The 14,994-nt window shown below is 75.1% G+C and carries 12 protein-coding genes and 1 tRNA gene; 8 read left to right on the forward strand and 5 right to left on the reverse strand.

The genetic code is table 11. The annotated features are described in order from the left end of the window. Positions 1 to 301: 301 nt before the first annotated feature. Complete coding sequence (locus FH609_RS13735) at positions 302 to 1,312, reverse strand: RNA polymerase sigma factor RpoD/SigA (protein ID WP_139669266.1); 1,011 nt, start codon at positions 1,310 to 1,312, stop codon at positions 302 to 304. A gap of 464 nt (positions 1,313 to 1,776) precedes the next feature. On the opposite strand from FH609_RS13735, the gene FH609_RS13740 reads away from it, so the two are divergent. From FH609_RS13740 to FH609_RS13775, 8 genes are all read left to right on the forward strand, one after another. Further along, on the forward strand, positions 1,777 to 3,333 hold the full coding sequence (locus tag FH609_RS13740; RefSeq protein ID WP_139669269.1) for an FtsW/RodA/SpoVE family cell cycle protein: 1,557 nt from the start codon (positions 1,777 to 1,779) through the stop codon (positions 3,331 to 3,333). A gap of 63 nt (positions 3,334 to 3,396) precedes the next feature. Continuing rightward, the gene (locus FH609_RS13745; RefSeq protein ID WP_139669270.1) at positions 3,397 to 4,584 is read left to right on the forward strand and encodes a M20 metallopeptidase family protein; all 1,188 of its coding nucleotides are present in this window, start codon (positions 3,397 to 3,399) and stop codon (positions 4,582 to 4,584) included. 97 nt (positions 4,585 to 4,681) lie between these two features. Then, positions 4,682 to 6,226, forward strand: a complete 1,545-nt coding sequence (gene egtA / locus FH609_RS13750; protein ID WP_139669272.1) for an ergothioneine biosynthesis glutamate--cysteine ligase EgtA — start codon at positions 4,682 to 4,684, stop codon at positions 6,224 to 6,226. After that, positions 6,223 to 7,647 carry an ergothioneine biosynthesis protein EgtB gene (gene egtB / locus FH609_RS13755; RefSeq protein ID WP_139669274.1) on the forward strand — a complete coding sequence of 475 codons (1,425 nt, stop codon included), beginning with the start codon at positions 6,223 to 6,225 and terminating at the stop codon, positions 7,645 to 7,647. Before egtA ends, egtB begins: the two co-directional genes overlap by 4 nt. Then, complete coding sequence (egtC, locus tag FH609_RS13760) at positions 7,647 to 8,504, forward strand: ergothioneine biosynthesis protein EgtC (RefSeq protein ID WP_139669276.1); 858 nt, start codon at positions 7,647 to 7,649, stop codon at positions 8,502 to 8,504. Before egtB ends, egtC begins: the two co-directional genes overlap by 1 nt. 13 nt (positions 8,505 to 8,517) lie before the next feature. Further along, a complete protein-coding gene (gene egtD, locus FH609_RS13765; protein WP_139669277.1) occupies positions 8,518 to 9,504 on the forward strand; it encodes an L-histidine N(alpha)-methyltransferase in 987 nt (328 codons plus the stop codon). Between the two features lie 47 nt (positions 9,505 to 9,551). Then, positions 9,552 to 9,624, forward strand: a tRNA-Arg gene (locus FH609_RS13770). Between the two features lie 176 nt (positions 9,625 to 9,800). After that, a complete protein-coding gene (locus FH609_RS13775) occupies positions 9,801 to 10,526 on the forward strand; it encodes a restriction endonuclease (protein WP_226961638.1) in 726 nt (241 codons plus the stop codon). Between the two features lie 38 nt (positions 10,527 to 10,564). Here the strand turns inward: FH609_RS13775 and FH609_RS13780 are convergent, their stop codons facing one another. The 4 genes from FH609_RS13780 to FH609_RS13795 are packed head-to-tail and all read right to left on the reverse strand — an operon-like array spanning position 10,565 to position 14,975. After that, positions 10,565 to 11,779 (reverse strand): alpha/beta hydrolase-fold protein, encoded by a 1,215-nt coding sequence (locus tag FH609_RS13780; protein WP_139669279.1) that lies wholly within the window; start codon positions 11,777 to 11,779, stop codon positions 10,565 to 10,567. A gap of 39 nt (positions 11,780 to 11,818) precedes the next feature. Then, the gene (locus FH609_RS13785) at positions 11,819 to 12,664 is read right to left on the reverse strand and encodes a heme ABC transporter ATP-binding protein (RefSeq protein WP_139669281.1); all 846 of its coding nucleotides are present in this window, start codon (positions 12,662 to 12,664) and stop codon (positions 11,819 to 11,821) included. Beyond that, positions 12,661 to 13,926, reverse strand: coding sequence for a FecCD family ABC transporter permease (locus FH609_RS13790; protein ID WP_226961639.1), 1,266 nt, complete (start codon positions 13,924 to 13,926; stop codon positions 12,661 to 12,663). Before FH609_RS13790 ends, FH609_RS13785 begins: the two co-directional genes overlap by 4 nt. Then, positions 13,923 to 14,975, reverse strand: coding sequence for an ABC transporter substrate-binding protein (locus FH609_RS13795; RefSeq protein WP_226961640.1), 1,053 nt, complete (start codon positions 14,973 to 14,975; stop codon positions 13,923 to 13,925). Before FH609_RS13795 ends, FH609_RS13790 begins: the two co-directional genes overlap by 4 nt. Between the last annotated feature and the right edge of the window lie 19 nt (positions 14,976 to 14,994).

Below are 14,994 nucleotides of genomic sequence, written 5' to 3' on the forward strand. Positions count from 1 at the left end.
GTTGCCCCCCACGGATGTACCGGTCTGGTGTTTCCGCGCCGAATGGCGCGGATGTCAACTGGTGCGGATTTCAACAACCGGGGAGCGATTCCCCGTTTGTGTCGGACACGGGTCTCAACGGGGAGGGGGTCCCCGGTTATTTCCCCGCGTCGGTGTGTTGACCGTCACACCTGCTTCCGGCAGCGCTCGGCCCCGGTGCCCATGGGCACCGGGGCCGTCGAGTCGGTGAGGGGGGACGGCCGTCAACGACGGGCCGTCCCGGGATGGTTGGGGCGACCGCCCCGCCCGACGGGCGGCCGGGTCAGGCCGCCGCGTCGAAGCCGGAGTCGTTCGCCATCCGCTTCAGCTCCAGCAGCGCGTGCTTCTCGATCTGCCGGATGCGCTCCCTGGTCAGGCCGTGCTGCTTGCCCACCTCGGTGAGCGTGCGCTCGCGCCCGTCCTCGATGCCGTAGCGCGCCCTGATGATGTCGGCCGTGCGCTGGTCGAGCCGGCTGATCAGGTCCTCAAGACCCTCCCGCCGCATCATCACCAGCACCGACTGCTCGGGCGAGGCCGCCGAGGTGTCCTCCAGCAGGTCGCCGAACTGCGTCTCGCCCTCGTCGTCCACCGACATGTTCAGGCTGACCGGGTCGCGCGCCCAGTCCAGCACGTCCTGCACCCGCTCCGGCGTGGAGCCCAACTCGCCGGCCACCTCGGCCGGTTCGGGCTCGCGGCCGTGCTCGCGGTTGAACTCGCGCTGGACGCGGCGGATGCGGCCCAGCTCCTCCACCAGGTGCACCGGCAGCCGGATGGTGCGCGACTGGTCGGCTATCGACCGGGTGATGGCCTGCCTGATCCACCAGGTGGCATAGGTTGAGAACTTGAAGCCCTTGGTGTAGTCGAACTTCTCCACCGCCCTGACCAGGCCGGCGTTGCCCTCCTGGATCAGGTCGAGTAGCGGCAGTCCGCTGCGCGGGTAGCGCCGGGCGACGGCCACGACCAGGCGGAGGTTGGACCGGATGAAGCTGTCCTTGGCGCGCTCGCCCTCGCGGACCAGCTCCGCCAGCTCCTCCCGCGAGGCGGAGGCCGATGCCCCACCCTCCGCGGGCTCCTCCAGCCCCTCCAACAGGCGGCGGGCGTAGAGCCCCGCCTCGATGGCGAGGGACAGCTCGACCTCCTTCGCCGCGTCGAGCAGCGGGGTGCGCGCTATCTCGTCCAGATACATTCCGACCAGGTCGCGCTCCGTGGCATCGCTGCTCGCGCTGGACCGGACACTGCCCGTCGCGACACTGTCATCGGTGTCCTGACGCCGGGCGACGGCACGGGTTGCCATACGTGCTCCCTTGCGATTGATCAAAGGTGATCGAGGTGATCACACACGGTCCTCCTCGGACCGGACCCGGGATGCCCCCTTGCCTCCCAAGCCCGTAACGATCTAACGACGGGAATCCGGACAGAATTCCCAACCAGTGCATCTTTTTCTGGGCGATGGAGTACCCTGCCCGGCCACACGTCCCCATCGCGCGCCGACGCCGTTCGGGCACCTGCTCGGTCACCCTGGGCCATCGCGCGCCGGCGCCGAAACCGGGGCCGTCACCCCCTCCCCACCCTGAAGACGAACAGAGACGAGCGATAGTTGCGTCCGGGTACCCCCGGTCCTCGGCCGACATGCGCCGGGCCCCCGCCGGGTGACGCGCCCAACGTCGCTGGGTAGGTTGCGAAACGGCGTTCGCCTCCGCCCGGCGCGACGGCCCTCTGGGTCGTCGCCGCGTGTGCGGAACGACACATGGGGTGGGGATGAATCGCAGCAGCAGCAGCACGCGCGCGGGGCGGGGGCCCCGCCGCCGTGGCGCGGGCCGGCGGCGCGGCGGCCGGGCCGGCCGAGGCAGCCGGGGCCCGCACGTTCCGCCCTGGGTGCGCGCCTGGACCGCGCACCGCCGCAACGTCGAACTGGCGCTGGTGATCTTCGCGATCGCGATCGTCACCGGCGGGCACGCCATCGTCGGCCTGACCCTCGAAGAGCGGCTGCCGACCGGCCTGCCCGCCCACGCGCTGGGCCTGGGCGCCCTGGCGCTCGCCGCCCACCTGGTGGTGCGCCGGTTCGCCCGCTACGCCGACCCGTTGCTGCTGCCGATCACGGTGCTGCTCACCGGCCTCGGCCTCGTCCTGCTGGACCGGCTCGACCACGCCTACGCCACCCACCTCGCCCACGACCCGGGGCTCTCGCCGCCCGTCGCCCCCGACCAGGTCCGCTGGACCGTGATCGGGGTGGCCCTGCTGATCGCGACGTTGGTGGTGCTGCGCCACCACCGCACGCTCCAGCGCTACCCCTACCTCGGCATGGCGGTCGCGATGGCGCTGCTGATCGCCCCCGCGTTCTTCGGCGAGGACACCTACGGCGCCAAGCGCTGGATCACGGTCGGCTCCTTCTCCGTGCAGCCGGGCGAGTTCGTCAAGGTCATGATCGTGATCTTCTTCGCCAGCTATCTGATGGCCAACCGCGACGCGCTCGCCCTGGTGGGCCGCCGGGTGCTGGGCGTGGCCCTGCCGCGCGGGCGGAACGTCGGCCCGATCCTGCTGGTCTGGGCGGTCAGCCTCGTCGTCCTCTTCTACGAGCGTGACCTGGGCACCTCGTTGATCTTCTTCGGCGTCTTCGTGGCCATGCTCTACATCGCCACCGCCCGCATCGGCTGGCTGGTCTTCGGCGCGCTGCTGGCCGTGGTGGGAACGGTCACGGTCGCCGCGACCCAGGAGCACGTCCAGGGCCGGGTGCGCGCCTGGCTCGACCCCATGGCGGCGTTCCTCCCGCCCGACCAGCAGCCGGCCGGAATCGTCTCGGACCAGCCGGCGCAGGCCCTGTTCAGCTTCGGCGCCGGAGAGTTGACCGGAACGGGTCTGGGGCAGGGGCACTCCTGGCTGGTGCGGTTCGCCGGCCGCAGCGACTTCATCCTGACCACGGTCGGCGAGGAGTTGGGCCTGGCGGGCATGACGCTGGTGCTGATGCTCTACGCGCTGCTCGTCCAGCGCGGGATCAGGGCGGCGCTGGTCACCCCCGACCCGTTCGGCAAGCTGCTGGCCGCCGGGCTCTCCACGGTGCTCGCGCTCCAGGTCTTCGTGATCACGGGCGGGGTCACGGGGCTGATCCCGTTCACCGGCAAGGCGCTGCCGTTCCTCGCCCAGGGCGGCTCGGCGACGGTCGCCAACTGGCTGCTGGTGGCGCTGCTGATCCGGGTCAGCGACCGCGCCGGGCGGGCTGCGACCGAGCCGGAGGGGAACGCCACCATCATCACCCCCGCCGTCACGGACGGTCCGCCGGTCCGGGGCCACCGCCGTGACCGGCCCGATCCCCTCTGACGGAACCCGATCCCGAGGCCGCGAAGAGCGCTGAAACCGGCCAGAGTTGGGAAGAACTCCACGATGAACCTTCTCGACGACGCCAGGGCGATGAGCGACGAACTCGTTCGGCTCCGCCGTCAGTTGCACACCATCCCCGAGATCGGCCTCCAGCTGCCCAGGACCCAGGAGGCGGTGCTGGCCGCGCTCGACGGTCTGCCCATCGACGTCACCACCGGCGCCGGTCTGACCTCGGTCACCGGCGTGCTGCGCGGCGCGCGGCCGGGACCCACCGTGCTGCTGCGCGGCGACATGGACGCGTTGCCGGTCGCCGAGCGCACCGGCCTGCCGTTCGCCGCCGAGGCCGACCGGATGCACGCCTGCGGCCACGACCTGCACACCGCCATGTTGGCCGGCGCGGCCCGGCTGTTGGCCGCGCACAGGGACCAACTGGCCGGAAACATACTGCTGATGTTTCAACCGGGCGAGGAGGGTTACAACGGCGCCGGCCACATGTTGGCGGAGGGCCTGCTGGACGCCACCGGCGACCGCCCGGTCGCCGCCTACGCCCTGCACGTCCTCTCCCACAGCTGGCCGGCCGGCGTCTTCACGGCCAGGGGCGGCCCGGCGATGGCCGCCTCCAGCGTGCTGGAGGTCACGGTGCGCGGCGCCGGCGGCCACGGCTCGGCGCCGCACCGCGCGCTGGACCCGATCCCGGCGGCCTGCGAGATGGTCACGGCGCTCCAGACCTGGGTCAGCCGCGCCTTTGACGTCTTCGACCCGGTGGTGCTGACCGTCGGCCGGTTCCACGCCGGCACGGCCACCAACATCATCCCGGACGACGCCCGGTTCGCCGCCACCGTGCGGAGCTTCTCCCACGAGGCGAGGTCCCGGCTCGCCGAGGGCCTGGTCGCGGTCTGCGAGGGGGTGGCCGCCGCCCACGGGCTCGGCGTCGACGCGCGGTTCGTGGAGCAGTATCCGGTCACGGTCAACGACGTCGCCGAGACCGCGTTCGCCGCCGACGCGGTGCGGGAGACGTTCGGCGAGGAGTGGTTCTCGCCCATGGAGAGCCCGCTGACCGGCGCCGAGGACTTCTCCCGGGTGATCGACGAGGTGCCGGGCGCCATGGTCTTCCTGGGCGCCACCCCCGAGGGCGCCGACCCCGAGACCGCGCCCACCAACCACTCGCCGCTGGCCGCGTTCGACGAGTCGGTGCTGGCGCGGGGCGCCGCGCTCTACGCGGAGCTGGCCGTGCGCCGACTGGCCGTATAGCGCCGGCGGGTCGCCCCCGGCCGTCCTACCGTGATTCCACTGGCCCGACGAAACAGGATCAAAGGGTCAGAACGGAATCGCAAGGAGGGCGGCCGGGATGGCCTCGGATGCGTCTCGCCCCGCGAGGGACGACCCGGCCGGTGCCGCCGAGCGCGCGCCGGCGCCCACGCCCCCTCCCGCGCGCCCGTCCCCGCCCCCGCCGTCGTTCGCGCCGTCGTTCGCGCCGTCGTCCGCGCCGCTGAGCGAACGCGACGCCGAGGCCCATGTCGCCGCCCACTGCTTCGCCCCGGGCCCGCCCGCCCGCACCGGTGTCGAGCTGGAGTGGCTGGTGTGGCGCCCCGACGACCCCGGCGCCCCGGTGCCGGGCGCGGCGACCCGCGCCGCCCTCGACCGCCTCACCGACGCCGGGCCGCTGCCCGGCGGCGGCCGGCTGACCAGGGAGCCCGGCGGCCAGGTCGAGATCAGCAGCGCGCCGGCGCCCTCCCTCGCCGCCTGCGTCGCCGCCACCCGGGCCGACCTGGAACGGGTCCGCGCCGCCCTCGCCGACGCCGGCCTGGCGGCCGTCGGCCTCGGCCTCGACCCGCACCGCAGCCCGCCCCGGGTCCTGGACCACCCCCGCTACCGGGCGATGGAGCGCTACTTCGACCGCCAGAGCCCGGGCGGCCGGCTCGTCATGCGGGCCACCGCCTCCGTGCAGATCAGCGTGGACGCCGGCGACGAGTCCGAAGGACCGCGGGGCTACCGCGCCCGCTGGGCACTGGCGCACCGGCTGGGTCCGGTGCTGACCGCCGCCTTCGCCAACTCGCCGCTCTGGCTGGGCCGCCCCACCGGCTGGCGCTCCACCCGACAGGCCCTGTGGACCCGGATCGACCCGGGCCGCACCCGCCCGCCGGCCCCCGGGGAGGCGTCCTGGGAGGCGCCCGGGGAGGCGTCCTGCGAGACGGCTGACGCCGGCAACGGCCACGCCACCGGCCACGCCGACCCCCGCGCGGCGTGGGCCCGTTACGCCCTGGACGCCTCGCTGCTGTGCGTGCGCCGCGCCGCGCCGGCGAGCTGGACGGCGCCGCCCAACCGTTCCTTCCGCTCCTGGCTGCGCGGCCCCACCGCCGACGCCCGCGCCCCGGCGCTGGCCGACCTCGACTACCACCTGGGCACGCTCTTCCCGCCGGTGCGGCCGCGTGGCTGGCTCGAACTGCGGATGATCGACGCCCAGCCCGGCGACGGCTGGACCGTGCCGCTGGCCGTGGCCAGCGTCCTGCTGGACGACCCGCGCGCCGCCGAGGAGGCGTGGCGCGCCACCGAGCCGCTCACCCGGGGGCGCGCGCTGCCGGCGCTCGACGTCTGGCTGCGCGCCGCCCGTCATGGCCCGGCCGACCCCGAACTCGGCCCCGCCGTCCGCGCCTGCCTCGCCGCCGCCGACTCGGCCCTGGCGCGGCTGCCCGAAGCGGCCGAACTCCGCGCCGACGTCGCCGCGTTCGCCGACCGCTACGCCGAGCGCGGGCGCTGCCCGGCCGACGACCAACTCGACGCGCTCGAAGGCCGCCCCCGCGCGGCCCCGGGCGGCCGCCGGCCGGCCCCGACCGAACCCCAGGGACGACGGCCCCCATCCCGTCGGCTCGCCCCCCAGGAGGCAAGCGAATGACCGAGACCCCCGTCGCCCCCTCACCCGCCGAGCACCCAGCCGGCCCCGCAGGCCCAGCCGGCACGGCCGCCCCCGCCGGCTCCGTCGCCCCTCCGGACGCCGGCGCGCTGGCCCGGGCGCTGAACGCCGCGCGCGAGCGCACCCACGACCTCACCGACTGCCTGCCGGAGAGCGAACTCACCGCGCAGCACTCCCCGTTGATGTCCCCGCTGGTCTGGGACCTGGCGCACATCGCCAACCAGGAGGAGATCTGGCTGCTGCGCCGCGCCGGCGCACGCGCCCCGCTGCGCGCCGACCTCGACCCCTGCTACGACGCGTTCCGCCACGCGCGCCGCGACCGGCCGGCGCTGCCGCTGCTGTCGCCCGCCGAGGCCAGGCGGTACGCCGCCGAGGTCCGCGCGGCGGCCCTCGACGTGCTCGCCGAGGCGGGCCCCGAGCAGGCGTTCCTCTTCGCGATGATCGCCCAGCACGAGCAGCAGCACGACGAGACCATGCTGGCCACCCACCAACTGCGCCGTGGAAGCCCCGTGTTGCACGCCCCCTCACCCCCGCGCGCGCCCCACGGGGAGGCGCTCCCCGCCGAGGTCCTCGTGCCCGCCGGCCCGTTCACCCTGGGCACCGACCCGGCCGACGACCCCTGGGCGCTGGACAACGAACGCCCCGCCCACCGGGTCGAGATCCCCGCGTTCTGGCTGGACACCACGCCCGTCAGCAACGCCGCCTACCAGGAGTTCATCGCCGCCGGCGGCTACCACGAGCCGCGCTGGTGGCACCCCGACGGCTGGCTCCACCGCCGCCAGGCCAACCTCACCGCGCCCGCGTTCTGGTACCGCGACCTGGACGGCCGCTGGCTGCGCCACCGCTTCGGCCGCGTCGAACCCGTGCCGCCCGACGAACCCGTGCTCCATGTCACCTGGTACGAGGCCGACGCCTACGCCCGCTGGGCCGGCCGCCGGCTGCCCACCGAGGCCGAGTGGGAGAAGGCCGCCCGCCACGACCCGGCCACCGGCCGTTCCCTGCGCCACCCGTGGGGCGACGCGCCCGCCGAGCCGCGCCACGCCAACCTCGGCCAGCGCCACCTCCGCCCCGCCCCCGTCGGCGCCTACCCGGACGGCGCCGCGCCCTGCGGCGCCCGTCAACTCCTGGGTGACGTCTGGGAGTGGACGGACACCGAGTTCACCGGCTACCCGGGGTTCGCGGCGCATCCCTACCGCGAGTACAGCGAGGTCTTCTTCGGCGCCGGCTACCGGGTGCTGCGCGGCGGCTCGTTCGGCACCGACCCGGTCGCCTGCCGGGGCACGTTCCGCAACTGGGACCTGCCCGTCCGCCGCCAGATCTTCGCCGGCTTCCGCACCTGCCGGGACGCCGTCCCCGGCGCCGAACCCGCCGGGGACGCCCGCCGGTCCACGAAAGCCCGCTGATGTGCCGCCACCTCGCCTATCTGGGGCCGCCCAGGTCCCTCGCCGAGCTGCTCACCACCCCGCCGCACAGCCTCTACGAGCAGGCGTGGGCGCCCCGTCACCAGGCGGGTGGCACCGTCAATGCCGACGGCTTCGGCATCGGCTGGTACCCGCCGGGCGACGGGGCCGGCCCGGTGCGCTACCGCCGCGCGGTCCCCGTCTGGGCCGACGCCAACCTGCCGGGGCTCGCCGGCCTGCTGCACAGCGGCGCCGTGCTGGCCGCCGTCCGCTCGGCGACGCCGGGCTGCGGGCTCGACGAGTCGGCCAGCGCGCCCTTCGCGCTGGGGCGTTGGCTGTTCAGCCTCAACGGGCGGATCGACCGGTGGGAGCAACTGCCCGCCGACCTCGGCGAGGTGCCGACCCCCGCCGAACTCCTCGGCATCGAGGGCCGCTGCGACGCCGCGCTGGTCTGGCTGCTGCTCGCCCGCCGCCTGGTCGCCGGCGAGCCGGCCGGCGCGGCGCTCGCGGAACTGGTCTCCCGCATCGCGGCCGTTCGCCCCGCCGCCCGCCTCAACCTGCTGCTCACCGACGGCCACACCGTCACCGCCACCCGGCACGGCGACAGCCTCTGGTACCGGACGCCCGACGACGCGTCGCCCGCCGAGGCGCCGGCCGGCGACGCGGGCCCAGCCGGCCAGGGCCAGCCCGACGCGGGTTCGGCCGACGCCGGGCTGGTCGTCGCCTCCGAACCCGTCCCCGGGCAGCCCGGCTGGCGCGAGGTGCCCGACCACTCGCTGCTCCGCGCCAGCCGCACCTCGGCGACCGTCGAGCCCCTGCCGCCCCACGCCACCGGCCCGCCCCCGCAGCCGGCCCCCTGAGAGGAACCGCGCCATGACCACCAGCCTCACCGTCCACGACACCCTGCCCGAGGACCACTTCGCCCGCACGCTCCACGAGGACGTGCGCGCCGGCCTCACCGCGCGGCCCAAGTCCCTGCCGCCCAAGTGGTTCTACGACGCCAGAGGCAGCGAACTCTTCACCCGGATCACCCGGCTCCCCGAGTACTACCTCACCCGCGCCGAACGCCAGATCCTGCGCGCCCACGCCCCGGACATAGCCCGGCACACCCGGGCCCGCACCCTGATCGAGCTGGGCTCCGGCTCCTCGGAGAAGACCCGCACGCTGCTGGACGCCCTGATCGCCGGCGGAACGCTGCGCCACTACGCGCCGATCGACGTCTCCCGCGACGCCCTCACCTCGGCCGCCGAGTCGCTGATGGCCGCCTACCCTGACCTCGAAGTGACCGCGACCGTCGCCGACTTCGACGACCAGCTGCCGCTGCCCGAGGGCCCGGGGCCCCGGCTGGTCGCGTTCCTCGGCTCCACCATCGGCAACTTCGACCCGGCCCAGCGCGCCGCGTTCCTCGGCCGCCTCAGCGCGGCGCTCACCCCCACCGACGCGGTCCTCATCGGCGCCGACCTCGTCAAGTCGCCCACGACGCTGGTCCGCGCCTACGACGACGCGCAGGGCGTGACCGCCGAGTTCAACAAGAACCTGCTGCGGGTCCTCAACCGCGAACTCGACGCCGACTTCGAACCCGGCGCCTTCGACCACCACGCCGTCTGGAACGAAGGCGCCGAACGCGTCGAGATGTACCTGCGGGCGCGGTACGGGCACACCGTCAAGCTCCCGGTGCTCGACCTCAAGGTGACCTTCGCGCAGGGGGAGTCGCTGCGCACCGAGCTGTCCACCAAGTTCCGCCGCCCCCGCCTGGCCGCCGACCTCAACCGCGCCTCGCTGACCCCGACCCACTGGTGGACCGATCCCCAGAACCGCTTCACCCTCCTCCTGGCCCGCCCCACCGAACCGACCGGCTAGACTGACCGACGCACGACGGGGCGGCGACGCCTCGGCGCGCCTCGGTTGCCTCAGTAGCTCAGGGGATAGAGCACCGCTCTCCTAAAGCGGGTGTCGCAGGTTCGAATCCTGCCTGGGGCACAGACGCAGGACAGGCCCCGGACCGCTCTTGGTCCGGGGCCTTTCGCGTGCGCGCGGCGCGGGCGGATGGGGGCCAGGGCCCTGGCGCGGGGCGTTGACGCCGAGGCGCCCTTTACGGGAACGCACTCGGCCGCCAACCTGTGGGGAGCGACGGCGCGATCACCGGGAGTGGCAACGTGGCGAGGCGACGCACCCGCAGGGTCAGGCGACTTCGGCGGGCGCGGGCGTTCCTCGCGACCGTCGGGGCCGTGGCGGTGGCCGGGTTGACGCTGGCGTGGGGCTGGCTCGCCGTCGTCGCGCTCGTTCTCCTGGTCGGCCTGGTCGCGCTCCTGTGGTGGGGCCGGCGCGTGCACCGGCGCGAGCGGGCGCTGGACGAGGAGTGGCGGCGCGAGGACGCCGTTCTCGCCAACCACCGTTCGCTGGCCGGGGTGGACGCGCTGCCGGGGACGGCGTTCGAGGAGTTGGTAGCCGCCCGGCTCCGCGAGGACGGCTGCACCGAGGTGCGTCGCGTCGGCGGCGCCGGGGACCAGGGTCGGGACATCGCCGGGCGGCTGCCCGACGGGCGGACCTTGGTTGTCCAGTGCAAGCGCCTCGCGCCCCGACGGCCCGTCACCCCGTCGACGATCCGCGATCTCCTCGGCACCCGGACCCACTTCTCCGCCGACGTCGCCCTGTGCGTCACCAACACCCGCTTCACCCCGCAGGCCATGGAGTTCGCCGTGGCCAACGACATCGTGCTGGTGCACCGCGATCTGCTGGCCCCCTGGTTGAACGGGGCGCGACTGGCCAGCCTCATCGAACTCAACGGAGCCGGCCTCGGCGGCCGCCGCCACCTCCGCACCTGGCACCGCGCCTACGGCGCCGCCCGCCGGCGCGACCGCCCCTCGCCCCCGGGGCCGTAGGACGGAGCGGCGGACGGGCGGCCGGACCGTTCGGCGGCTCAGTCGTTCAGCAGCTCCGCCGCGCCCTCGACCGCGAGGGGGACCCACCAGGCCCAGTCGTGGCCGCCGCTGACCACCGTGGCCGTGGTGTCGACGCCGCGTTCGCGGAGGCGGACGGCGAGGTCGTCGGCCAGTTCGGGGAGTGCGCCCTCGTAGCGCCCCGACTGGAGGCGCAGGCGCAGCGGGTGCTTCCGGTCGGCGGCGACCAGGGGCGCGAGCAGGGCGCGTTCGGGGTAGCGCCACAGGGAGGTGGACTGCGCCAGCGCCGCCCCGACGACCTCGGGCGTTCGGGCCACCGTGAACAGTGCGGTCAGGCCGCCGAAGCTCGACCCGGTCACGACCGTGCGGGCCGGGTCGGCGGCGAGCCGCCGGCCGTCCAGCCCGTCGCGTCGCAGCCGGGGCACCAGCCGTTCGCCGATCCACCGCGCCCGCCCGCCCGGCACCCCGAGCACCTCGGGTCGCCTCGGCCCCGAGTCGACGAAGACGGCGGCCAGCGGCGGGAGTTGGCCGGCGGCGACCGCGCCGGCGAGTACCCGGTGGGTGGCCAGGCGTTCGGTGTGGGCCTCGCCGTCGAGGACGACGAGCAGCGGCAGTGGCTCGTCGCTCTCCGCCGCCCACCAGCGCACACGCGGCTCGCGCGCCCTCGTGCGCAACTCGCGCGCCGGCGCGCCCTCGGTGGCGAACGCGGCGAGCCAGGGCCGGCGCGCGACCCCCGGCACCCGGACCACCGCGCAGTCCTCGCCCCGCGCCGCCGCGTGCCGCGCCGGGTTGTGCCGGTCGGCGACGGTGGGGGCGCCCGGGTCGCGCAGCCCGCGCTCCCACCAGGGTGGGGGCGCCGCCCCCCGGTGTTCGACGAAGCGGTAGGTGGCCTGCCAGTCGGCCGGCACCCGGAACGTCCCGGTCCACCACCCCGTCGCCCCGACCCGCGTCAGGTCGCAGCGGTCCGGCGCCTGCGGCCGCCACCAGCCGCTCGCCGCGAGGGCGACGGCCGTCGCCTCCGGCGCGTGGTGCCAGAACCGAACTTCGGCCGTCGCGGCGGTGCGCCGCACCACCTCGGGCCCTCCGGCGCGCGCGACCCGGCGCGCGATGGCGTCGCCGTCGAGCCGGGCCGGCTCGGGATCGGCGACCCGGGTGACGACCACCGGGCGCGGCGGCCCGGCCGGTCGGGGGAGCGGCTGCCAGTCGGTGTCGGTCAGTTGCGTGATCCGTTGCATGATCCATTGGCTCGGAACGGGCCCCGACCCGTGCGGTCCTCAGACCGGCACGACCAGGGGCTGGTCGGACACGGGATGCCGCAGGACGCGGACGGTCTGCCCGTACACCTCGGCGATGCGCTCCTCGGTGAGCACCTCGTCGGGCGTTCCGTCGGCGACCAGCCGCCCCTGGGCGAACATGGCGACGCGGTCGGCGTACCGCGCCGCCAGGTTGAGGTCGTGCAACACGACGACCACGCACGCCCCCTCGGCCGCCAGCCCGGTCGCGATGCGCATCACGGCCTCCTGGTGGCGCAGGTCGAGCGCGGCCGTCGGCTCGTCGAGCAGCACCAGCGGGGTGGTCTGCGCGAGGGTGCGGGCGAACGCGGTACGCGCCAGTTCGCCGCCGGAGAGCGTGGTGGTGTCGCGTTCCGCGAGCCGGGCCATGTCGGCGTCGGCGAGGGCCCGTTCCACGATCCCGGGGTCGTCCGGCGACGGCGGGTGCGGGATGCGGCCCATGGCGACGAGTTCGCGGACGCTGAACGCGAAGGCGGCGGTGTGCTGTTGGGCCATCACGGAACGGTTCCTGGCCAGCGCGTTCGCCCGCCACGCCGTGGGCGGCAGGCCACCGACCAGCAGCCGGCCGGCGGTCGGGGCGTGGTCGCCGGCGACGAGGCCCAGCAGCGTGGACTTGCCGGCGCCGTTCGGCCCGACGAGCGCGACGACGCAGCCGGGGCCCAGCGCGAGGTCGACGTCGCGCAGCAGGGTCGCGCCGTTGACGGTGAAGCCGACGCCCTCGGCGACGACCCAGGTGCCCTCGTTCCCGGCGAGTGCGTTCCCGGCGGGTTCGGTCCGGGCGGGTTCGGTGCGGGCGGGTTCGGTGCGGTCCTCCGGGCGTGACCTCATATCCGCACCTCCCGCGAACGCAGCACGAGCCAGAGGAAGAACGGGGCGCCCAGCGCGGCGGTGAAGACGCCGATCGGCACCTCGGCGGGCGGCGCCACGGTGCGGGCCGCCGTGTCGGCCACCACCAGCAACAGGCCGCCGAGCAGCGCGGAGAGCGGCAGCACGGCCCGGTGCGCCGGGCCGAAGGCGAGCCGCACGATGTGCGGAACGACCAGCCCGACGAAGCCGATGGTGCCGGCGAAGCTGACGCAGGCGCCGGTCAGCAGGGCGGTCACCGCGACGATGGTGCCGCGCGCCGCGCGGACGTTGAGGCCCAGGTGCTGCGCCTGCCGCTCGCCGAGCGTGAGCATGTCCAGCCGGCGGTGCAGCACCAGCACCACGGCGATCCCCGCCAGGATGGGGGCGGCGACGAGCCCGAGCCGCAGCCAGTCGATGCGGGCGAACGACCCCAACTGCCAGAAGACGATGGTCTCCAGCTCCTCGTCGTCGGCGACGAAGGTGAAGAAGCCGGTGAGCGCGGCGAATCCGGAGCCGATGGCGATGCCGACGAGCAGCAGCCGGGACGTCCCGGCCGACCGGCCGGGGCGCGCCAGCAGATAGATGACGGCCGTGGCGAGCAGGCCGCCGAGGAACGCGGAGGCCGGCACCAGCCAGCCGGTGGCGGCCGAGGCGACCGGCGGCGTCAGCACGATCGCCGTGACGGCGCCGGCTGAAGCGCCGCCGCTGACGCCGATGATGCCGGGGTCGGCGAGCGGGTTGCGGAACAGGCTCTGGAGCGCGGCGCCCGAGACGGCCAGGGCGGCGCCGGTGAGGGCGGCGAACAGGACGCGCGGGGTGCGCAGGTTCCAGACGACCGAGGTGCTCAACCGGTCCTCGCCGGCGCCGACTCCGAGGGTGCGCTCGGCGAGGACGCTGAGCACGACCCCGGGGGAGAGGTCGATCGGGCCGACGCCGAACGAGACGACGACGGCCACGAGCAGCGCGACGGCGCCGACGGGCAGCCCCACGGCCAGGGGCATTCGCCGCACGCCCCCGCGTTCGGCCGCGGTGGCGGCGCCGTGCGCGGATTCGGGCGCGGGCGCGGTCGTGTGCGCGGTCACCGTCCGCGGCGCGGGCGCCCGCTGGTCAACGGGCCGGCGCTCGTCAACGGGCCGGCGCCGGTCGACGGGTTCGGGCCGGTCAACGGGCCCGTGCGCGGGGCCCGTTCCGCGTTCCGGCGTCGTCCCGTTCTCCGTGGCGTCCGCGCCCCCGACGGTGGTCATGCCGCGAGTTCGGCGAGGGCCAGCGCCAGCGCCTTCGCCCCGGCGCCCGAGGCGGGGCCGCTGACCTTGATCTGCTCGCTCGGCATCACCACGATGTTGCCCGCCTGCCCGGCCGGGGTGTCGAGGAGCGTCGGGAAGGCTTGGACGAAGCCCTCCAGGTCGCCCCACTCCTCAAGGTCCGCGGTGCCCATGAGGATCACGTCGGGCCGCGCGTCGAGCAGCCCCTCGTCGCTGAACTCGACGGAGTAGCCACGCAGTCCGGCCTCGACGCCGACGCTGGTGGCGCCGAGTGCCTGGACGATGTCGGCGCCGGCCGTGCCCGTGCCGACGACGGCGTTCGCGCCGCCGGCGCCGCTCGAGGTCACCTGGAGCACGCGGAGTTCGTCGGCGCCGCCGATGCCCTCGGCGGTCTCGCTCGCCTCGGCGAGCTGCTCCTCGACGGTCCCGGCGAGCCGTTCGCCCGCCTCGTCCACGCCGAGGTAGCCGGCGATGTCGCGGATCTTGTCGGCCGTGGACTGCTGGTCGTCGAGCACCACGGCATCCACGCCCGCGTCCCTGAACTGCGCGGCGACATCGCCGTGGCGGGCCGGGTTGTTGCCGATGAAGAGGGTGCCGTCCACGGAGAGCAGGCCCTCGGTGCCCGTCTCCTGGGAGAACGCGAACTGCTGGGGCGCCTCCAGGGCGACCGTGGAGGCGCTGTTCTCCGGCGCGGCGTACACGAGGTCGGCGAGGCCGAGGCCGCCGAGGATGGCCGCGACATCGTCGCCGCCGACGATGACGCGGCTGGCGTCGTCGACGGTGACCTCGGTGTCGGTGCCGTCGACCACGGTGACGGGAAGTTCGGGGGTGGCCGTCTCGGCGGGGATGTCGTCGCCGGCGACATAGTGCCAGCCGTCGGGGAGGTTGGGCGGCGCCTCGGAGTCGGCCGAGGGCGCCGCGGTCTGCGACCCGGTCGGCTCGGCGGCGTCATCGTCGCCACCGCCGCCGCAGGCGGTGAGCGCGAGCCCGAGGGCGAGACAGAGGGGAACGACACGGGTCGAGCGCAGCACGGTACTTTCCGATCCCTGA

The organism is Streptomyces sp. 3MP-14 (assembly GCF_006334905.2).
GTDB classification, from domain to species: Bacteria; Actinomycetota; Actinomycetes; order Streptomycetales; family Streptomycetaceae; genus Streptomyces; species Streptomyces triticirhizae.